The sequence below is a fragment of the uncultured Dokdonia sp. genome (assembly GCF_947496725.1).
Classification (GTDB): Bacteria; Bacteroidota; Bacteroidia; order Flavobacteriales; family Flavobacteriaceae; genus Dokdonia.
The window spans coordinates 495,833-514,612 of the sequence record NZ_CANMDS010000002.1; the positions used below are offsets into that span (position 1 = coordinate 495,833).

The 18,780-nt window shown below is 40.1% G+C and carries 21 protein-coding genes; 12 read left to right on the top strand and 9 right to left on the bottom strand.

Annotation, left to right across the window (positions count from 1 at the left end; genetic code table 11):
• Positions 1-76: 76 nt before the first annotated feature.
• The 8 genes from Q0948_RS06105 (at position 77) to Q0948_RS06140 (ending at position 6,940) form a co-directional block, all read left to right on the top strand.
• Entirely contained in the window at positions 77-1,756 is a 1,680-nt protein-coding gene (locus Q0948_RS06105) for a GMC family oxidoreductase (RefSeq protein ID WP_298349917.1), read from the top strand.
• A gap of 1 nt (position 1,757) precedes the next feature.
• Positions 1,758-2,402: a gluconate 2-dehydrogenase subunit 3 family protein gene (locus tag Q0948_RS06110; protein ID WP_298349919.1), complete on the top strand. Its 645-nt coding sequence runs from the start codon at positions 1,758-1,760 to the stop codon at positions 2,400-2,402.
• 4 nt (positions 2,403-2,406) lie between these two features.
• Positions 2,407-3,354 carry a TIM barrel protein gene (locus Q0948_RS06115; protein ID WP_298349921.1) on the top strand — a complete coding sequence of 316 codons (948 nt, stop codon included), beginning with the start codon at positions 2,407-2,409 and terminating at the stop codon, positions 3,352-3,354.
• A gap of 90 nt (positions 3,355-3,444) precedes the next feature.
• The gene (locus tag Q0948_RS06120) at positions 3,445-4,323 is read left to right on the top strand and encodes a permease-like cell division protein FtsX (protein ID WP_038598289.1); all 879 of its coding nucleotides are present in this window, start codon (positions 3,445-3,447) and stop codon (positions 4,321-4,323) included.
• Positions 4,324-4,342: 19 nt separating this feature from the next.
• Entirely contained in the window at positions 4,343-4,606 is a 264-nt protein-coding gene (locus Q0948_RS06125; RefSeq protein ID WP_035326394.1) for a DUF3098 domain-containing protein, read from the top strand.
• A 37-nt stretch (positions 4,607-4,643) separates the two neighbouring features.
• Positions 4,644-5,438 carry an undecaprenyl-diphosphatase UppP gene (uppP, locus tag Q0948_RS06130; RefSeq protein WP_298349928.1) on the top strand — a complete coding sequence of 265 codons (795 nt, stop codon included), beginning with the start codon at positions 4,644-4,646 and terminating at the stop codon, positions 5,436-5,438.
• A gap of 4 nt (positions 5,439-5,442) precedes the next feature.
• The gene (truB, locus tag Q0948_RS06135; protein ID WP_298349930.1) at positions 5,443-6,168 is read left to right on the top strand and encodes a tRNA pseudouridine(55) synthase TruB; all 726 of its coding nucleotides are present in this window, start codon (positions 5,443-5,445) and stop codon (positions 6,166-6,168) included.
• 58 nt (positions 6,169-6,226) lie between these two features.
• Positions 6,227-6,940, top strand: a complete 714-nt coding sequence (locus tag Q0948_RS06140; RefSeq protein WP_298349931.1) for a hypothetical protein — start codon at positions 6,227-6,229, stop codon at positions 6,938-6,940.
• Between the two features lie 7 nt (positions 6,941-6,947).
• Here Q0948_RS06140 and Q0948_RS06145 read toward each other — a convergent pair whose 3' ends face one another.
• On the bottom strand, positions 6,948-7,562 hold the full coding sequence (locus Q0948_RS06145; RefSeq protein ID WP_298349933.1) for a thioredoxin family protein: 615 nt from the start codon (positions 7,560-7,562) through the stop codon (positions 6,948-6,950).
• Between the two features lie 68 nt (positions 7,563-7,630).
• Between Q0948_RS06145 and Q0948_RS06150 the strand changes: the two genes are divergently transcribed.
• Positions 7,631-8,200, top strand: a complete 570-nt coding sequence (locus Q0948_RS06150) for a DNA-3-methyladenine glycosylase I (protein ID WP_298349935.1) — start codon at positions 7,631-7,633, stop codon at positions 8,198-8,200.
• Between the two features lie 8 nt (positions 8,201-8,208).
• Here the strand turns inward: Q0948_RS06150 and aat are convergent, their stop codons facing one another.
• The 4 genes from aat to Q0948_RS06170 form a co-directional block, all read right to left on the bottom strand.
• Positions 8,209-8,841, bottom strand: coding sequence for a leucyl/phenylalanyl-tRNA--protein transferase (aat, locus tag Q0948_RS06155; RefSeq protein WP_298350218.1), 633 nt, complete (start codon positions 8,839-8,841; stop codon positions 8,209-8,211).
• 54 nt (positions 8,842-8,895) lie between these two features.
• The gene (locus Q0948_RS06160) at positions 8,896-9,216 is read right to left on the bottom strand and encodes a hypothetical protein (RefSeq protein ID WP_298349937.1); all 321 of its coding nucleotides are present in this window, start codon (positions 9,214-9,216) and stop codon (positions 8,896-8,898) included.
• Between the two features lie 75 nt (positions 9,217-9,291).
• Positions 9,292-9,675 (bottom strand): DUF3127 domain-containing protein, encoded by a 384-nt coding sequence (locus Q0948_RS06165; protein ID WP_035326409.1) that lies wholly within the window; start codon positions 9,673-9,675, stop codon positions 9,292-9,294.
• Positions 9,676-9,711: 36 nt separating this feature from the next.
• Positions 9,712-10,587, bottom strand: a complete 876-nt coding sequence (locus Q0948_RS06170; protein ID WP_298349940.1) for a flavin reductase family protein — start codon at positions 10,585-10,587, stop codon at positions 9,712-9,714.
• Between the two features lie 483 nt (positions 10,588-11,070).
• Between Q0948_RS06170 and Q0948_RS06175 the strand changes: the two genes are divergently transcribed.
• The 3 genes from Q0948_RS06175 (at position 11,071) to Q0948_RS06185 (ending at position 13,885) form a co-directional block, all read left to right on the top strand.
• Complete coding sequence (locus tag Q0948_RS06175) at positions 11,071-12,210, top strand: SPFH domain-containing protein (RefSeq protein WP_298349943.1); 1,140 nt, start codon at positions 11,071-11,073, stop codon at positions 12,208-12,210.
• Between the two features lie 61 nt (positions 12,211-12,271).
• Positions 12,272-13,372 carry a DNA helicase PriA gene (locus tag Q0948_RS06180; protein WP_298349945.1) on the top strand — a complete coding sequence of 367 codons (1,101 nt, stop codon included), beginning with the start codon at positions 12,272-12,274 and terminating at the stop codon, positions 13,370-13,372.
• Between the two features lie 96 nt (positions 13,373-13,468).
• Positions 13,469-13,885, top strand: coding sequence for an OsmC family protein (locus Q0948_RS06185; RefSeq protein WP_298349947.1), 417 nt, complete (start codon positions 13,469-13,471; stop codon positions 13,883-13,885).
• Between the two features lie 78 nt (positions 13,886-13,963).
• Here Q0948_RS06185 and Q0948_RS06190 read toward each other — a convergent pair whose 3' ends face one another.
• The 4 genes from Q0948_RS06190 to Q0948_RS06205 all read right to left on the bottom strand — a co-directional run bounded on the left by Q0948_RS06190 (position 13,964) and on the right by Q0948_RS06205 (position 18,725).
• Positions 13,964-14,626: a hypothetical protein gene (locus Q0948_RS06190; protein WP_298349949.1), complete on the bottom strand. Its 663-nt coding sequence runs from the start codon at positions 14,624-14,626 to the stop codon at positions 13,964-13,966.
• Positions 14,627-14,645: 19 nt separating this feature from the next.
• Entirely contained in the window at positions 14,646-15,596 is a 951-nt protein-coding gene (locus Q0948_RS06195; protein ID WP_298349952.1) for an OmpA family protein, read from the bottom strand.
• A gap of 289 nt (positions 15,597-15,885) precedes the next feature.
• A complete protein-coding gene (locus Q0948_RS06200) occupies positions 15,886-17,049 on the bottom strand; it encodes an MFS transporter (protein WP_298349954.1) in 1,164 nt (387 codons plus the stop codon).
• 122 nt (positions 17,050-17,171) lie between these two features.
• Positions 17,172-18,725: an aldehyde dehydrogenase family protein gene (locus Q0948_RS06205; RefSeq protein WP_298349956.1), complete on the bottom strand. Its 1,554-nt coding sequence runs from the start codon at positions 18,723-18,725 to the stop codon at positions 17,172-17,174.
• Between the last annotated feature and the right edge of the window lie 55 nt (positions 18,726-18,780).

An 18,780-nucleotide genomic window follows, 5' to 3' on the forward strand; every position in this document is an offset into this window, starting at 1 on the left:
TTATATATTTGGTAACCTATATCCCAATAAATTTTCATTAATACATTTTATGGTGAATACAGCTAACGAAAACGAAATGTACGACGCAATCGTCGTAGGCTCAGGAATCTCCGGAGGATGGGCAGCAAAAGAATTATGTGAAAACGGTATGAAAACACTCATTTTAGAGCGTGGTCGTATGGTAAAGCACATTGATGATTATCCTACAATGCACAATGACCCTTGGGACAATAAATTTAAGGGTAGTAATCCTCGCGATATTGAAGCTCGTTATGAGAAACAAGCGCGCACAGGTTACGTACATCAGGCAGATAGTCGTCACTTTTTTGTAGATGACGTAGATCACCCGTACAATGAGACAAAACGTTTTGACTGGATACGTGGGTACCACGTAGGAGGGCGTTCTATTATGTGGGGAAGACAGAGTTATAGACTGTCTGATATAGATTTTGAAGCAAATAAAAAAGAAGGCATAGCTGTAGACTGGCCAGTACGTTACAAAGATATCTCACCTTGGTATGATAAGGTAGAGGAGTATATCTCTGTATCTGGAGAAAAATTAGGTCTTGATGTATTACCAGACGGAAAGTTTTCTCCTCCTATGGAGCTTAATTGTGTAGAAGAGGTTCTTAAAAAGAATATGGCCGAAAATTATAAAGACGGTCGTCTTCTTACTATAGGTCGTGTGGCGCATATCACAGGTTCAAAAACCTATGATGGTCGTTCTGCTTGCCAGTTTAGAAATCGCTGTATGAGAGGATGTCCTTTTGGAGGATATTTCTCAAGTAACTCATCTACACTTCCAGCTGCAGAGCGTACAGGAAATATGACATTACGTCCATTTTCTATCGTAACAGAAGTTATATATGATGATGCTACAGGAAAAGCTACTGGAGTAAAAGTGGTAGACCAAGAGACAAATGAAAAGTTAGAGTTTAAATCTAAAGTCGTTTTCCTTTGTGCATCTGCTATAGCATCTGCAAGTATACTTATGCAATCTAAGAGTGACCGTTTCCCTAATGGTATGGGTAATGACTCTGGAGAGCTAGGGCACAACTTAATGGATCACCACTTTAAAGCGGGAGCTACTGCAAAGTGGGATGGAGATCTAGATAAATATTATAAAGGACGTCGCCCTAACGGGATTTACATACCTCGTTTTAGAAACATAGGAGGAGTAACAGACCAAAAAACCTTTAAGCGTGGTTACGGTTATCAAGGTGGTGCTGGTCGTGGTGATTATCAACCTCAAATTGCAGAGGCAGGATATGGCGCAGGACTTAAAAAAGCAATTCAAGAACCAGGAGGATGGACAATAGGTCTTATGGGCTTTGGAGAGTGTCTTCCTTACCACGAGAATAAAATGACCCTAGATTATAATGATCTTGATAAATGGGGATTACCTAAGGTAAACTTTGATGCAGAGTGGAAAGAAAACGAGTGGGAAATGCGTAGGGATATGATTGCAAGTGCAAAAGATATGCTTAAAAATGCCGGCTTTAAAGATATCCAGACTATGGATGACCCAAGTGCACCAGGTAACGGAATACACGAGATGGGAACCGCACGTATGGGTCGTGACCCAAAAACATCTGTTTGTAATGGTAATAACCAGCTACACGCAGTACCTAATGTATATGTGACAGATGGAGCGTTTATGACCTCTGCAAGTTGTGTAAACCCATCACTTACTTATATGGCTTTTAGTGCACGTGCTGCAAATCACGCTGCCGCTCAAATTAAAAAAGAAGCATAAGATGAAAAGAAGACAATTAATAAAGAACTTAGGATTAGGTGGAGTGGCGCTCGTTGCAACACCTACAGTATTAAGCCTATTACAAAGCTGTAAAGCAGACGGGCCAGTGTTTGAACCTGTGTTTATTAATAACTCACAAGGTAAAGCGCTTCGTCATATTGTAGATCTTATCATCCCGTCAGACCAGGCGATACCAGGAGCTGTAGATGTAGGTGTGCATAAATTTATAGATAGCTACTGGAATGAAGTAATTACTTTAGAAAATCAAGCCCAACTTAAAGGAGGTTTTGATGCGCTAGAAAATAGATTGCAAGATGCAACTGGTAAAACTTTTGAAGATGCAGAAGCCGAAGATTATGACAAGCTACTAGCCAAATATCTAAATGCTTCAAAAGAACAAGAAGAGGTCTTTAATAAAAGTCTAGGAGAGTATTACCAAGCATACCAGAGAGACAAGACTGTAAAGGTAGATCCAGATGCTGGCGCTTTTAGTTTACTACAAAACGTAAGAGGTATGACTATCTGGGGGTGGAAAACTTCAGAAGAGATAGGAGAAAACGTACTTGCTTATGAGCCTATTCCGGGACAGCAAATAGGTTGCTTGCCAGTAGAGGAAGCAACAGGAGGAAAAGCATACTCACTGTAATTATATGGACAGAAGAAAATTTATACAAAAAGGAGCTCTCACGGGTTCCTTTTTAGGTTTAGGGACTGTAGGTATACACGCTATGGATGCGGTTGTGAGAGATTCCGCTTTCGCGAAAGCGGAAACAGAACCACACACTTTTAATCTCAACTATGCCCCGCACATAGGGATGTTTAAAGAGCTCGCTGGCGAAAATGTTATAGATCAGCTCAACTTTATGGCAGATCAAGGCTTTACCGCCTTTGAAGATAATGAGATGCGCAATCGCCCCATTGACGAACAAGAAGCAATAGCAGAGGTGATGCGTAGGCGTGGTCTTACTATGGGCGTTTTTGTGGCTCATAAAATACACTGGACAAAGCCAAACCTAGCGAGCGGAAAACAAGAATGGCGTGAGGAGTTTCTGGCAGATATTAAGAGCTCTATTGAGGTAGCAAAACGTGTAAATGCAAAATGGATGACCGTGGTACCTGGTCACGTAGACTTGCGTCAGAATATTGATTTTCAGACGGCAAATGTAGTAGAGAGCCTTAGACAAGCAAGCGCCTTACTAGAACCGCACGGCATTGTGATGGTGCTGGAGCCACTCAATTTTAGAAATCACCCAGGACTCTTTTTATCTAAGTCACCACAAGCATATCAAATTTGTAAAGCTGTAAATAGTTCGTCGTGCAAGATTCTTTTTGACATCTACCACCAGCAAATTCAAGAAGGAAATTTAATCCCAAATATAGAACAATGCTGGGACGAGATTGCTTATTTCCAGATAGGAGATAACCCAGGACGCAATGAGCCTACCTCTGGTGAGATTAACTACAAAAATGTATTTAAATACATACACAGTCGTGGTTTCAAAGGAGTTTTAGGAATGGAACACGGTAACAGTATAGAAGGAAAAGAGGGCGAGCAGCGTGTGATAGATGCGTATGTGGAGAGTGATCAGTTTTTGTAAATCTGTATATTTAATAATAATACAATCAGAATCTCTTCGTTTGATAACGGAGTGTGCAGGATTTACTACTTTTACTCAAAACCCTAGCAAATGAGTTCATCTTTTGAAAAATACCAGAAAAGACGATTAATTACCTCCTATTTTTCGGTGGTGATTAGTATTGCTTTGGTTCTTTTTCTATTGGGGATTTTGGGGTTACTTGTCCTCAATACCAAGAAGGTAGCAGATTATTTTAAGGAGACTATTGCCGTAGGTGTTTATTTTAAAGACACTGCAAAAGATGTGGAGATGAAACAGCTAGAGAAAACACTTTCTCTTGCAGCGTACACAAAATCTATAAAATTTGTTTCAAAAGAAGAGGCTGCGGCAGCTCATAGTGAAGCCTTGGGAGAAAACTTTGTAGATTACCTTGGTGAGAACCCGCTTCAAAATAGCATAGACTTATACCTCAATGCAGATTATGTATCTGCAGAGAAGGTAGAAGAAATAGCAAACGAGATTGCATCAAAAGACTTTGTAGAAGAAGTAACTTATGATAAACCTCTCATATCATTGCTTAACGATAATATCAAAAAAATAAGCCTGTGGATACTCATTATCTCTGGCATATTTACGTTTATCGCAGTACTGCTTATCAATAGCTCTATACGACTATCTGTGTATGCAAAGCGTTTTACAATAAAGACAATGCAAATGGTAGGTGCGACAAAACGTTTTATAAGACGTCCCTTTGTATGGAAGAGTGTGCGCCTAGGCATTATAGGTGCGCTTATCGCTATAGCAGGTATGGCAGGAGTGCTGTATTACGCAAATAAAGCATTTCCGCAACTCACATTACTAGATGACCCGCTTGTACTAGGAGCATTATTTGGAGGTGTGTTTTTAATGGGAATACTCATTACTTGGTTTAGTACCTTTCTGGCAACACAACGTTTCTTAAATTTGCGCACAGACGAGCTATACTACTAGCCGAATTAGTAGATGTATTATGGGAGAACAAAAACGTAAAGAAGTATCAAAACAAACTACCGAATTTATATTTGGGAAGAAAAATTTTACGTGGATGCTTATAGGCCTTGGAGTTATAGCCTTAGGTTTTATACTTATGTCTGGAGGAGGTAGTGATGACCCTAATGTGTTTAACCCAGAGATTTACTCTTGGAGACGCATACGTCTTGCCCCAGCAGTAATACTTATAGGTTTTGGTATAGAAGTATATGCCATCTTATTAAATCCTAATAAAGGTAAGTAACACTTGCCGCTTATAACTACAGTTTTATCTTTGCCCTATGAATAATCTTGACGCATTTATCCTTGGTGTCATTCAAGGACTCACAGAGTTTTTACCTGTTTCATCTAGTGGGCACCTCGAGCTAGGTAAAGCCATACTAGGAGATACTTCTGTACCAGAAGAGAGCCTTATGTTTACCGTAGTGGTACATTTTGCAACAGCACTTTCTACCATCGTAGTTTTTAGAAAAGATATCATAGAAATTCTAAGCGGATTGTTTTCATTCCAGTGGAATGAAGAAACACAATTTTCGGCAAAAATTGTCTTGTCAATGATACCTGCAGTTATTGTAGGGCTCTTTTTTGAGGAGCAACTAGAAGCACTTTTTGGTGGAAATATTATGCTTGTAGGCTGTATGCTGCTTGTGACAGCTGTACTACTATACTTTGCAGATAGAGCAAAAGACACTCAAAAGAATGTAACTTTTTCAAATGCATTTATAATTGGCGTTTCTCAAGCAGTTGCTATGATACCTGGTATCTCACGAAGTGGAGCGACTATATCTACCTCTGTATTACTGGGTAATGATAAGAGTAAGGCAGCACGTTTTTCGTTTTTAATGGTGATTCCACTTATTTTTGGAAAAATTGCAAAGGACCTTATGGACGGTGCAATTACGACTCAAACAGGTAATGTCTCTGTACTAGTGATAGGTTTTATATCTGCCTTTGTTGCGGGACTTATAGCCTGCACCTGGATGATAAAACTTGTGAAGAAAAGTAAACTCTCTTGGTTTGCTATATACTGCCTCATTGTAGGAGTTATTGCGATAGGTTTCTCACTTTATAACTAAGTCTATGTCTAAGATAACGAGCCTTACAGATCAAGATTTTAGAGATGGCCAAGTGCTTATTTTTGACAAGCCTCTTGAGTGGACTTCCTTCCAGCTAGTAAACAAAGTGCGCTGGCTTATACGTAAGAACCGAAACATAAAAAAGATCAAAGTAGGGCACGCAGGCACACTAGACCCGCTAGCTACTGGTCTTATGATTATATGTACAGGTAAGTTTACAAAGCGTCTACACGAGTTTATGGGTCAGGAGAAGGAATATACTGGCACCATCACTCTAGGTGGCACCACGCCTAGTTATGACCTGGAGACAGCCATAGATAAAGAATACCCTACCGAGCATATCACTGAGGAGGATATATACGCTTTCGCGAAAGCGTATCAAGGAAAAATAATGCAGCGTCCACCTGTATTTTCGGCACTGAAGAAAGAAGGGAAGCGTCTGTATGAGTTTGCAAGAGCAGGTGAGGAAGTAGAAATTCCGAAGCGAGAGATACACATCTCATCTTTTGAAATCACACGCATTGAAATGCCCGAAGTAGATTTTAAAGTAAGCTGCAGTAAAGGTACTTATATACGATCACTAGCGTTCGATTTTGGAGAAGGGCTTAAAAGTGGTGCCCACCTTACGGCGCTTAGAAGAACCAAAATAGGCGACTATAGCGTAGATAATGCACACCTACTAGATGACTTTATAAGAGACATTACGCAGAGCAATCCTGCCGATATCTAGAGGCGCGCCACCTACGAGCCATAACTTATGGCTTATTTTTTGTAACTTTTAAATACCTATGAAATTATCCCCATCAGATAAGGCACTACTCATTACCGTTTTTGGAGCGAGTTTTCTAGTGCTTGTATTTTTCTTTTTGGGAGTAAAACCATATCAGGGTGAGATAGCAGAGGAGTTTATAGAAATACCCGTTATTACCCAAAATCTAGAAGAACCGGAGGAAGAAACCAAAACACCTGTACAGCAAAGAACTCGCATATCTAACAGAGCATACAACTCAAGTGAATTATCTAAAGCGCTGCAAGAAGAGGATGAGATAAGAAAGGTCATTGCACAGCGCCAGCAAAGCAGTGTTGAAAATCTTAATGAGCGCACAAATAATCAACTCAACGCCCTGCAAGAGGCTAGAGAAGCTGCTCTAGAAGAAAAGAAGAAAGAAGTACAAGCTACAATAGAGGCAAGGGAGGATGCTAGAGGTATTAAGAAAAAGAGCGCTTACAGACAGAGTACTGTTTCTTATAACTTAGTAGGTCGTACAGCTATTGCTTTACCTAACCCCGTGTATACTTGTGACGCTTTTGGGAAGGTGGTCATAAATATTACTGTAAATGATAAGGGAGTTATTGTAAAAAAAACGTTTAATAAAAATGCTTCTTCAAGCGCAAATGGATGCCTTATAGATCAGGCTATGAAATATTTAAACAGAGCGTACTTTGATAAAGGAACAAAAGCCACACAGCTAGGCAGTGTGACTTTTGATTTTCAAGGATAAGCTTAATCTACTTTAATAGATGAAGTAAATCTTCTACAGTGTTCTGGCCTTTGTCTTTATTATACCACACTTGTAAGTCTTGTTTAAACTCTGGTGTGAGTTTGCCGTGAGCTTCTTTATAATCATTTACCATTTTTGTAGCTTCAGATGGACGTGGTCCCCAGTCTCCAAGTACTTCTTGAGTTTCATTGTCAAAGGCAATAAGTCTTGGGATAGACCGACCACCGTTGTATAAAAAGCGATCCATAAGCTCAAGATTTTCATCTCTTAGAATGACCTTAAAGTCAATGTTAGGGTTGAGGTCTGCAAACTTTTGCATTACAGGCATTGTTTGTGCCGCGTCACCACACCAGCTTTCTGTTAGTACAAGCCAATTGGTTTTATTGTCATATTGCTTTATTGCGTTTTGAGCTTCTTCAGACAGTTTTATAGTCTTATCTAGACGCTTCATACGTTTGTGATTGAGCATTGTATAGTTGTGCAATGCCTCTGTGACTTCTGGACCTGTATTTGTACCTTCTAGGGCGTGAGTTTCTGTAAGTACTCTATAATCTTGGTAAGAGATTGCCTCAGAGAGACTTTCTGTTACTAGTTGTGCTGTTGTTTTTTGCATAGTTTCCATAGCCATTATGTCGCAGGCTTTACTACAAACTTACTATCTTTCGAGTTAGAAAAACAAATTGTAACCGTATGGAAAAACATAGATGTGGCTGGTGTGTGGGTGATGACCTATATGAGGCTTATCACGATAACGAGTGGGGAACTCCGCTTAGGGATGAAGATCTACTCTTTGAGTTTTTGGTTCTTGAGACTTTTCAAGCGGGATTGAGCTGGATTACAATTTTAAAAAAGAGAGAAAACTTTAGAGTTGCCTTTAATAATTTTGATTACAAGCGCATTGCCGCTTATAAGGAAGATAAAATACAATTGCTCCTGCAAGATGCTGGTATTATAAGAAACAAGCTAAAAGTACGTGGTACGGTTACAAATGCAAGGCTGTTTATGGAAATCCAAAAGGAATACGGCAGTTTTTCAAAATACCTATGGGATTATGTAGATAATACACCCATACAAAATCACTGGAATGATTATAAGGAATGCCCTGCAAATACACCTCTAAGTGATAAAATATCTAAAGATCTAAAAAAGAGAGGCTTCAAGTTTGTGGGAAGTACCATTATCTATGCATTTATGCAGGCTATAGGGATGGTAAATGATCACGATGTAAACTGTTTTAGGTACAAGATGGTACAAGAGTAGTAAAGCTACTATTTAAGATATTCTAAAAAGGTTTCTCTAGGTATTTCGGCGGCGCCTAGGCTTGCGAGATGGTCTGTGTACATCTGGCAGTCTATGAGCTTGTATCCGTTTTTAGTAAGCTTTCGCGAAAGCGTAATAAATCCCACTTTACTAGCATTACTTACAGTGGCAAACATACTCTCGCCACAAAAAACACCTTTATCTTGCAAGTCTATGCCATACAGACCTCCTACGAGTTTGTCTTCATACCAGACTTCTACAGAGATGGCATAGCCTAGCTGGTGAAGTCTTAGGTAAGCTTCTACGACGTCATTTGTAATCCAGGTGCCTTGCTGTCCATCTCTTTTAATACGTTTACAGGCGAGTATAACTTCTAGAAAATTTTGATTATAAGTAACTGTAAAAGGGTTGTCGCGCAGTAATTTGCGCATAGATTTTGATACGTGTACATCTTGCGGAGCCACTACCATTCTAGGGTCTGGTGTCCACCATAAAATGGGTTGCCCCTCATTATACCAAGGAAAAATCCCAGATCTATAGGCAAGTAATAACCAGTCTGGGGTAAGATCACCACCTACCATAAGGAGACCCTCTTCGTCTGCCAGATGGTGGTCTGGAAACCAAGGATCATTAGAAAACATATGGTGATCTGGTAGTGGTAGCACAATTTAATTTAATAGGTAGGGCAAAGATAACTATGCCTTATTACTATTAAACGCTTGTATGTGGTCAAAATTCTTTCTAGTGTATAAAATATATAAAAGTGCAGGGATGGTGTATATAATTGCAACGAGCGCTACTTGTGTGAGATTTTCTAGTAAAAGATAGCTTGTAACAAGCATTAGGCATCCCGTAATGGCTGCTTCTATAATTGCGCTTGAGACACGTTTTGGAGAACTGGCACGTTCACACGACTTGCATATGGGTTTATTTAACTCATTTACAGGGTGTTTGATGCTAGTGTTACTAGCTGTAAAATTCTTATAGCAATTTTGACACAGGTGATAGACTTTCATAGCTTTAAAGTAAAAAACCCAAATCAATTGAGTTGATTTGGGTTTTAAACTGTTGCTAGTAAGCACTTTATCGATTTAAAACGGTAGATCGTCGTGGTCGTCGCTATTAAGATTTGTTGCAGGTTCAAAAGAGTCTGCAGGAGGCATAGGAGGTAATGGTTGTCCTCCACCAGCATTTGCTGCTGCAAGATTCTCTATGCGCCATCCTTGTATTGAGTTAAAATATTTTGTTTCTCCCTGTGGGTTTACCCACTCACGACCTCTTAGGTTAATGCTTATTTTTACATTTTGACCTACAGAGTAGTTATTAAGTAAGTCTGTTTTATCTTGTACAAACTCCACCATTATGTGCTGTGGATACTGCTCTTCTGTTGTGACAACAATCTCTCTCTTTCTAAACCCATTACTCCCAAAAGTTTGAGTCTCACCTATCATTTTTACTTTTCCTTGTACTTCCATCGTGTTCAATTATTAGGGTGTAAATCTATGAAAATTCTAACGTTTTGCGAGTAGAATCTTCCACGCGTTATTCACATTTTTTTGAGCCAATAATTCTTGCGCTTTTTTGTGTATCACAAGGTCGTCGCCTGTTTTTACTAGTTCCTTTATATGTGCATCACTTGCTATAAATGTATCTATTTGTGCCTGGGTAGGGAGTTGCTCTACATTACCCAGCATCCCGAGGTCATTACCAGTAAGTATATCGCTCAGGCGTATGTTTTCTGGAATTTGATCTACGCCTATTCCTGTTTTTGCAATAGGTTTTGGCACTTCAAAAAGCCCTTCTTTTGCACGGCTATACCAGTTTGCGCCCATACGTGATACTTGATCTATTTTAAGTGGGTCTATGGCACCAGCCTCTGTAAGAATGGTTTTATCTATATGCATTTTAAGAATCTCGCATATCACGAGGTTACCGGCGCCACCTTGATCACCTAGAGCTTTTACCTCGATTACCTTACACTCAAACTGCACTGGAGATTCTGCCACGCGAGGAGGTGTTACCGTTTCTGAGGCAAGCTCTGTAAGACCAGCTTTTACAAATTCATTTACGCCCTTTGCATAAGCTGTACTTGCGAGCGACATTTGCTGTACCATTGCATAGTTTACCATATTTACCGTACACTCTGCAACCTCTAGCACGTTATCTAGCGTGTTTTTTGTTGTATTATCTCTCCCGCTACGAGAGGGTGAGTACACAAGTATGGGAGGATTTGCCCCAAAGACATTAAAAAAACTAAAAGGAGCCAGATTTACATTACCATCCTTATCTACAGTACTTGCAAATGCTATGGGACGTGGCCCCACTGCACCTGTAAGGTGACCAAATAACTCAGAAACAGGAATATCTTTTGGATCTATAGTAAGCATATAATTTCTTTTAAAATGTAAGGTTCAAAAATACCAAATCTTATAGGGTCTATTACGCTTTCGCGAAAGCTTAACACAAAACAATAGATACAAACTAATCATAAGTTGCGATGAATGCACCCGTAGGATTAGGGGTAAAAACCCTAAGCAATATGCGCCATTATAGCTACATACTAATCTGTTTATGGTTGCATATTTGTGCTGTAGTAATCATTAAATAAAACAATTATGAAATCGCAAACAGAAGAATGGGGACTTCTAGAGCAAATATGCCAAGATGAAGAATTTGACGTGTCATTTTTTTCTATCGAGTTTCCAGATGGTAGCTCCTATGAGTATCAGAATTAGAAAATCAAAAAATCTTAAGTTTGAATTAGCCTTTGCTTAGGCACTTTAAAACCGGCTATTGTTTGGGGGAACAATAGCCGGTTTTTTGTAACATTTTGTATCTTCAAGCCACCAATAGTTAAAACAACACAACCTATGGATATTTTTAGCAAGATTAAAGAGAAGCTCAGCAACGAGTTTATAGATATTGTAGAGTGGCTAGACTACACAGATGACACGATTGCACACCGTTTTGAACGTTATCAAAACGAGATTAAAAACGGTGCAAAGCTCATTGTACGTGAAGGACAGACAGCTGTATTTGTAAACGAGGGACAACTTGCAGATGTTTTTACACCAGGTACATATGACCTTACTACGCAAAACTTACCCATTCTTTCAACACTAAAAGGGTGGAAATATGGCTTTAACTCTCCATTTAAAGCAGAAGTTTATTTTGTAAACACACACTTATTTACAGATGAGAAGTGGGGGACTAAAAACCCTATAACATTAAGTGATGACCGTTTTGGACTAGTTGAGATTCGCGCTTTTGGTACTTATGCCTTTAAAATTGCAGATGCTGGGAAGTTTATTGTAGACATCGTAGGGACAGATAATAACTTTACAAATTTTGAAATTAATGAGCATCTTAAAAGTCTCATTGCTACTAGATTTACAGATACGGTAGGAGAAGCAAATCTCCCTATAGAGCTCTATGCGGCAAATACTTCTGAGCTTTCTGAGACGTGCCAAGAGGTGATGAAGCCAGAGTTTATGTCTGTGGGTATTTCTCTTGAGAAGTTTTACATCGAGAATGTATCGATGCCAGAAGACCTCAAGAAAGAAATATTTGAATATAGCCGTTTGGATAAAATAGACCTAGATAAACTTACTAAGTTCAAAACTGCCAAAGCTATAGAAGCTGCAGCAGCAAATGAAGGCGGTACAGCAGGTGCAGGAATGGGAATGGGAATGGGCTTTGTACTCGCACAACAAATGGGAGGAATGATGTCTCCACAAATGGGAGGACAACAACAAGCACAACCACAAATGAATCAAGGTGGAATGATGCCGCCACCTATGCCAGCCGCCGTACAATATTTTTATGCAGTAAACGGTGCGCAACAAGGACCCGTAGGTATAGATCAGCTCAAGGCTTTATTTGCAAACCGCACTATCAATAAAGAGAGCCTTGTATGGAAGCAAGGTATGGCTGGATGGACAGCATTGCAGGAGGTAGAGGAGCTTAAGTCGTTTTTAGGAGGTAACACACCGCCGCCACTGCCGGTTTAAAAATTTTACAATGTAATAGCCTATGTGCGCTTTCGCGAAAGCGTAATTACCCTATGCCCATATGGAAGAAAACCCCAGACATAAAACCGAACTTAAAAAGGCCTGCATAAATTGCGGGGCAGAGCTCAAGTATAAGCCAGGTACCACAGCCATCACTTGTGAGTATTGCGGTCATAAAGAAGAGATATCACTAGAGACTAGCAAGTTTGAAGAGCTAGAACTGTATCCATACCTAGAAAGTATGGGTGATCAAAAAAACAGCGAAGAAATCTCTATGTTGCATTGCAAAAATTGTGGAGCAAACCAGCACGTAGAAGAAAACTATAAATCCCTACACTGCGTGTATTGTAGTATGCCACTCATACTTGAAGATGCCCGCAAGGAAGACTGGATATTACCAGGAGCTGTCTTGCCATTTCAGATAGATCAGAGTGCCTCTTTTACTATTTTTAAAAAGTGGGTAAACGGTCTATGGTGGGCGCCTAATAAACTGAAGAAAGCCTCACTAGACCCTCAGTTTACAAAGGGGCTGTACTTGCCTTATTGGACCTTTGATGCACAGCTTGCTGCAAACTATACGGGACAGCGTGGTGAGTATTATTATGAGACACAAACCTATCGCGATAGTGATGGTAATAGAAAGAGCAGGCAGGTGCGTAAAACAAGATGGTATCCCGCCTCTGGTCACGTGTCTGGATTTGTAGATGACACGCTCATAAAAGCATCAAAACAACGCGCTGGTAGAGTTCCCTCTAAAATTGCACGCTGGGATCTTAAAAAGCTACAACCCTTCAATAGCGGATTCTTATCTGGTTTTGTGACAGAAAAGTATACCATCCCTCTTAAAGATGGTCATACCAAGTCACGTGAGACGGCAAAGCAAATCGCCACAAGCTGGGCCGCTGGAGATATAGGGGGCGACACGCAGCTAGTAACCTCTATAGATATGAAGCTTGCAGAGGAGACCTTTAAGCATATTTTATTACCCGTTTATGTGAGCTCTTATCGTTACAATGGTAAGGAGTATAACTTCTTTGTAAACGGTGAGACGGGCGCGCTTTCTGGTAAAAGACCTTATTCGTTCTGGAAAATATTTTTTGCCATACTTGCTGCACTTATTATTATAGGTGTGATTGTGGTTTTTGCTCAGGGAGCGGGATAATTTTTGTGTTGTAAATCTTTGTTAAACGCAATGTTATAAGGTGTTAATGCCGCTTTCGCGAAAGCGGAATACTTATATCTTTAAACAAAAAAGACAATGAAATTTACAAGAAGCGCAAGCGCACACTGGGAAGGAAGCGGAAAAGAAGGAAAAGGAACAATCTCTACCGAAAGTACCGTGCTAGATAAAGCACAATATGCCTTTGGGACCCGATTTGAAGACGGAGTAGGCACAAATCCAGAGGAACTTATAGGAGCAGCACATTCTGGATGTTATACAATGCAACTTAGTTTTTTACTCAATGAAGAAGACTACGTAGCAGATGCTCTAGATACGAGTGCAGACGTAACTTTTGAAGATGGGGAGATTACAAAAATTCACCTCACCACAAAAGGTAAGGTTCCAAATATCTCAACAGAAGAATTTGAAAAAATAGCAACTAAGGCAAAAGAAGTGTGCCCACTATCTAAGCTTATGAAAGCCCAGATTACCCTAGATGCCACATTGTTATAGAAAAGAACTGTTTATGAAATTAAAGTCCGCTATGAAACATATCATAGCGGACTTTTTTTATATGAAATATAGAGCTATTTACGCTTTACCGTAATCGTGCTCGTCTTGCCATTTTTTAAGATCTGCCCACTTTCCTAGAGCGGCCATTTCGGCTTGCATAGGCCAGGTGCCTGGACGATGTATTTCAAAGCGTTTACCACCAGAGTTAAGAACCTCTTGACACTTCTCTACAGAAGTGCTTGCAAGTGCTGCCCACGTTTTGATATCGTGATTATGGAAGAGCTCAGATATTTTTGGACCTATTCCTTCTACAATAGTAAGATCATCTTCTTTTATTCTTTTCTTACCATACACACCTTTTGCCGCTGCTGCATCAAATGGTACGCCTATGATACCTATAGACGGTGATGGTGCACTCGTATTTGTATTTGCAATAACGGTCTCGCTTGTCGCTGCACCGGCTGCAAATGAGCTCGCCATACTTGCGGTGGTACTAGCTGCTGCTGGAGCCGCTGGTGGAGGTGTAGCCTTAAGCTTTGTTCTACACGCCTCTAGGTCTGCTTCTAGTGAGGCTGTTTTCTTTCTACACGCATCAAGATCTGCCTTGTAATCATAGGTGTCGTGAGTTGTTGTTTCTTCTTTAGAGCTACCAAAGAGTCTACCTAGTAAGTATCCTAAAATTCCGCATACTACTCCGGCTATAAGTGGCCAGATCCAGCAAGCTATATTTGAAAAATCCATATGTATATTTTTTAATGAGTTAGTTTATAGTTATTACGGCGCGTCTGTTTTGAGCGCGGCCTTCTTCTGTATCATTTGTTGCAATAGGGTTACGTTCTCCCTTTGTAACAGTTTTGATTTTTGCACCTGCAATCCCATTGTTTTGAAGGTATTGCTTGCCAAATTCTGCACGCTCAAGTCCCAGTCTATCATTTGTAGCCATACTACCTTGACTGTCTGTGTGTCCTTCTACCGTAATGCTAGATCCTTCTACCTTATCAAGATAACGTGTGATGTCTCCTAGTTTTTTACGCTGTTGCGCGTTGAGGTTTACAGAAGCCTCTGAGTAGTCAAAATAAATTACTAGCGGGTCTGCCTTAATAGCTTCAGCCATATTTGCAAGGTCTTCTTGCGCTTTGGCCTCATCTTCGGCGGCTTGTGCGTAGAGATTGTATGAAACAGGTCCTCTATAAATATCTCCATCTGGAACTAATTCTTCGCGTAGCTCACCATAGGTGTTAATGCGACTTGAAGAGATACCTTGATCTACAAAGTAATTTTTTACAGCAGTGGCACGTGCAAGACCTAGGTTTGCATAAGCCGAGTTGTTTACTTCATCACTGTCATAATAGCCAGTAATATTGACCATTTTGTTGTCATTACCTTCTGCATCAAAATAGCCTTTAAGCTTTGCAATACCATTGTTTACATCTCCTGCTACAGGAGTAATGATGGCAAAGTCTGAACTATTAAAATTAAAATTGTCGTTGCTTGTAAAAGCAAAGTTTCCGTCTGTGCCTCTTAAATTGAAGCCCATTGAGGTGGCCGCTGTGGCAGCAGCTACTGCGTTTTGATCATCTACTGTTGTTTCTTGCTTATCTGTAGTAGAAGCAGCGCTTGCGCCGGCTCCACAACAAAAAATCCAAGCCAAAATCATACAAATGATAATCGTAAGTAGCATACCAAGTAGGTATCCTGATTTCTTACTCATATTGGTTAGGTTTAAATGGTTCGTGTGACTTAAAGTTAGTTAAAATTTTAACATAACAGCATTTTATGCATTGATTGTTAGAAATTTATGTATTTCCTCGACGATTTTAATGGGTTTGTCGAGCATTTTTGGGAGTTCAATCCTTGTAAAACACATTGTTTAGTGTGTTTTGCTGATTTTCAAATGTTTACAAAAAGATAACTTCATAGGCTGTAAGTGGCAAGCCCTTATCTTAGTAAAATTACGGTGGAATGAGATTACGCTTTCGCGAAAGCGTAAAAAGAAAGAATTATCTACTTCTCATAGCTAGAAGCCCAAAAACGGGACCTATAGCGAGAAGTGGTAAGACATACATAAGTGGCATAAAGTTCTGTAATAACACAAGTGTCTGTATACTTATGATGGTAATAGCAAATCCTATACAATTTACCATTGTTAAAGCGGTACCTTTTACAGATGGGGCTGCTCGCTGGGCTACGAGTGTAGAAAAAAGCGGCGAGTCTGCAATGACGACCATACCCCAAAAAATGAGAAACGCAATGACAACTGGGTAATATGCTGTGCTTAATAACAACGGCGCTATAAGGCAGCACATACCAGAAAAGAGTAAAAAGAGTTTTGCCATTTTTTGAACTCCTACTTTTTGTGATAGATATCCACCAGCTATACAAGCAATGGAGCCGGAACCTATAATAATAAATGAATACAAGCTTACAGATAAGCTCGTTTCTGGATGTTGTTTTAGATAGATGATTAGAATGGCAGGAACCAGCGTCCAGAAGGTGTATAATTCCCACATATGACCTATATATCCTAGTGCGGCCTTATTAAAATTAGGATCTTTAAATATATCTTTTAGCTGTTTAAAGCTTAAGGCGCTTCCGACCTTTCTGTATGGTCCGTCTGGCACCAGTAATTGTAATAAAACCCCACCAAATATTGCAGTGCAAGAGGTGACAAGCATCACGGTTTGCCAAGAGATGCTAGATAGCACATCACCCAGCAGGTGAGGAAAAGCGGTACCTAGCACAAGAGCGCCTACTAGATATCCCAGCGAGCGACCCAGTCCTTTGTCAAAATAATCTGCTGCTATTTTCATCCCTACAGGATATATTCCGGCTAGAAAAAAACCGGTGAGAAATCGCAATAAGAGCAATGTAGAGAGCGTGTTACCTTGCCAAATCATAGCAAGATTAAACAAAGCGCCCGTGGTCGCACAAACTAGAAATACCCTAGAAGGAGAATATCTGTCTGCAATGGCAAAAATGGCAAATAGAAGCGTACCTACTATAAACCCTAGCTGTACAGCAGTTGTAAGATGTGCTACGGCATTTTGATTAAGATAAAAATCACTTATGAGCCCAGGCATCACCGCATTACCAGAAAACCATAATGACGTCCCACAAAATTGTGTAAAAACAATGGTAGGTAAAATATGTCGTGCCGGCTTCAAATGTGATCTCGTAATTAATGTGGTAGAAAGATAGCTTTTTTGTGCGGGTGACGCTTTCGCGAAAGCATAAAAAAACCGCTCCTATAAAAGAAACGGTTTTTAATAATTATAAAGAGTATAATCTATAAATCAAACTTGATACCCTGTGCAAGCGGAAGCTCTGTGGTATAGTTTATTGTGTTAGTTTGTCTTCTCATATATACTTTCCAAGCATCAGATCCAGACTCGCGTCCTCCACCTGTATCTTTCTCACCTCCAAAGGCTCCACCTATCTCTGCACCAGAGGTACCTATATTTACATTTGCAATACCACAGTCTGATCCTGCCGCACTTAAGAAACGCTCTGCCTCACGTAAATTATTAGTCATAATTGCAGAAGATAGACCTTGTGCTACACCATTTTGTAACTCTAGTGCATCTATAACGTCTCCAGTATATTTTAATAAGTATAGAACAGGAGCAAATGTCTCGTGTTGTACAATCTCATACTCATTACTAGCCTCTGCTATTGCTGGTTTTACATAGCAACCGCTCTCATAACCTTCACCTGCAAGAACACCACCTTCTACAATGATGTTACCACCTTCTGCTACCACACGCTCTAGGGCGTTATTATAATTTGCAACAGCATCGGTATCTATAAGTGGCCCCACGTGGTTGTTTTCATCTAGTGGGTTACCTATGCGTAGTTGTCCATATGCTTTTACAATAGCATCTTTTACCGTATCATACACACTCTCGTGTATGATAAGACGACGTGTAGATGTACATCTTTGTCCTGCAGTACCTACCGCTCCAAAAACGGCACCTATAACGGTCATCTTAATATCTGCGTCTGGTGTCACAATGATAGCATTGTTACCTCCTAGTTCAAGTAGCGATGTACCAAGACGCTCTCCTACAGTAGCAGATACAATCTTACCCATACGTGTAGATCCAGTAGCAGATACTAGAGGTATACGCTTATCTGTAGTCATCATTTCTCCTACTTTGTAATCTCCATTTATAAGACAAGAGATACCTTCTGGCATATCATTTGCCTTGAGCACCTCTGCGATAATGTTTTGACAAGCAACGCCACAAAGCGGTGTTTTTTCTGATGGTTTCCATACACATACATCACCACAAACCCAAGCAAGAGCCGTGTTCCAAGCCCATACTGCTACAGGAAAGTTAAAGGCAGATATAATACCTACCACACCTAGTGGGTGGTATTGCTCATACATTCTGTGACCTGGTCTTTCTGAGTGCATTGTAAGACCGTGTAACTGGCGTGATAACCCCACCGCAAAGTCACAGATGTCTATCATCTCTTGTACTTCACCTAGACCCTCTTGATATGATTTACCCATCTCATAAGAAACAAGTTTTCCTAATGGTTCTTTTACCTCACGTAGCTTGTTACCAAACTGACGTACAAGTTCTCCACGAGCAGGAGCGGGCATTGTTCTAAAATCTTTAAACGCCGCTGTAGCTGCACTCATTACCGTCTCATAATCTTCTTTTGTAGTGGTTTTTACTTTACCTATAAGTTGACCATCTACTGGTGAGTGTGATTCAATAATCTCACCGTTACCAAAGTTTTTTTGACCCGTTGAGGTTCCTTCGTTTATGGCAGAAAGTCCGAGGATTTTCATCGCTTCGTCCATTCCAAAATCTTTTGCTACTGTGCTCATCGTTTTTTATGAATAACTGAGATAAGAAAACCAGTAAAGTTGCCTTACTCAAGGG

What these genes read in the sequence shown, in the direction of transcription:
- Q0948_RS06190 (WP_298349949.1), bottom strand. Translation starts at nt 14,626, where the DNA reads ATGGATTTTTCAAATATAGCTTGCTGGATCTGGCCACTTATAGCCGGA.
- Q0948_RS06175 (WP_298349943.1), top strand. Translation starts at nt 11,071, where the DNA reads ATGGATATTTTTAGCAAGATTAAAGAGAAGCTCAGCAACGAGTTTATA.
- Q0948_RS06145 (WP_298349933.1), bottom strand. Translation starts at nt 7,562, where the DNA reads ATGGAAACTATGCAAAAAACAACAGCACAACTAGTAACAGAAAGTCTC.
- Q0948_RS06195 (WP_298349952.1), bottom strand. Translation starts at nt 15,596, where the DNA reads ATGAGTAAGAAATCAGGATACCTACTTGGTATGCTACTTACGATTATC.
- uppP (WP_298349928.1), top strand. Translation starts at nt 4,644, where the DNA reads ATGAATAATCTTGACGCATTTATCCTTGGTGTCATTCAAGGACTCACA.
- Q0948_RS06125 (WP_035326394.1), top strand. Translation starts at nt 4,343, where the DNA reads ATGGGAGAACAAAAACGTAAAGAAGTATCAAAACAAACTACCGAATTT.
- Q0948_RS06185 (WP_298349947.1), top strand. Translation starts at nt 13,469, where the DNA reads ATGAAATTTACAAGAAGCGCAAGCGCACACTGGGAAGGAAGCGGAAAA.
- Q0948_RS06105 (WP_298349917.1), top strand. Translation starts at nt 77, where the DNA reads ATGTACGACGCAATCGTCGTAGGCTCAGGAATCTCCGGAGGATGGGCA.
- Q0948_RS06140 (WP_298349931.1), top strand. Translation starts at nt 6,227, where the DNA reads ATGAAATTATCCCCATCAGATAAGGCACTACTCATTACCGTTTTTGGA.
- Q0948_RS06115 (WP_298349921.1), top strand. Translation starts at nt 2,407, where the DNA reads ATGGACAGAAGAAAATTTATACAAAAAGGAGCTCTCACGGGTTCCTTT.
- Q0948_RS06150 (WP_298349935.1), top strand. Translation starts at nt 7,631, where the DNA reads ATGGAAAAACATAGATGTGGCTGGTGTGTGGGTGATGACCTATATGAG.
- Q0948_RS06160 (WP_298349937.1), bottom strand. Translation starts at nt 9,216, where the DNA reads ATGAAAGTCTATCACCTGTGTCAAAATTGCTATAAGAATTTTACAGCT.
- Q0948_RS06180 (WP_298349945.1), top strand. Translation starts at nt 12,272, where the DNA reads ATGGAAGAAAACCCCAGACATAAAACCGAACTTAAAAAGGCCTGCATA.
- aat (WP_298350218.1), bottom strand. Translation starts at nt 8,841, where the DNA reads ATGTTTTCTAATGATCCTTGGTTTCCAGACCACCATCTGGCAGACGAA.
- Q0948_RS06165 (WP_035326409.1), bottom strand. Translation starts at nt 9,675, where the DNA reads ATGGAAGTACAAGGAAAAGTAAAAATGATAGGTGAGACTCAAACTTTT.
- truB (WP_298349930.1), top strand. Translation starts at nt 5,443, where the DNA reads ATGTCTAAGATAACGAGCCTTACAGATCAAGATTTTAGAGATGGCCAA.
- Q0948_RS06110 (WP_298349919.1), top strand. Translation starts at nt 1,758, where the DNA reads ATGAAAAGAAGACAATTAATAAAGAACTTAGGATTAGGTGGAGTGGCG.
- Q0948_RS06120 (WP_038598289.1), top strand. Translation starts at nt 3,445, where the DNA reads ATGAGTTCATCTTTTGAAAAATACCAGAAAAGACGATTAATTACCTCC.
- Q0948_RS06205 (WP_298349956.1), bottom strand. Translation starts at nt 18,725, where the DNA reads ATGAGCACAGTAGCAAAAGATTTTGGAATGGACGAAGCGATGAAAATC.
- Q0948_RS06170 (WP_298349940.1), bottom strand. Translation starts at nt 10,587, where the DNA reads ATGCTTACTATAGATCCAAAAGATATTCCTGTTTCTGAGTTATTTGGT.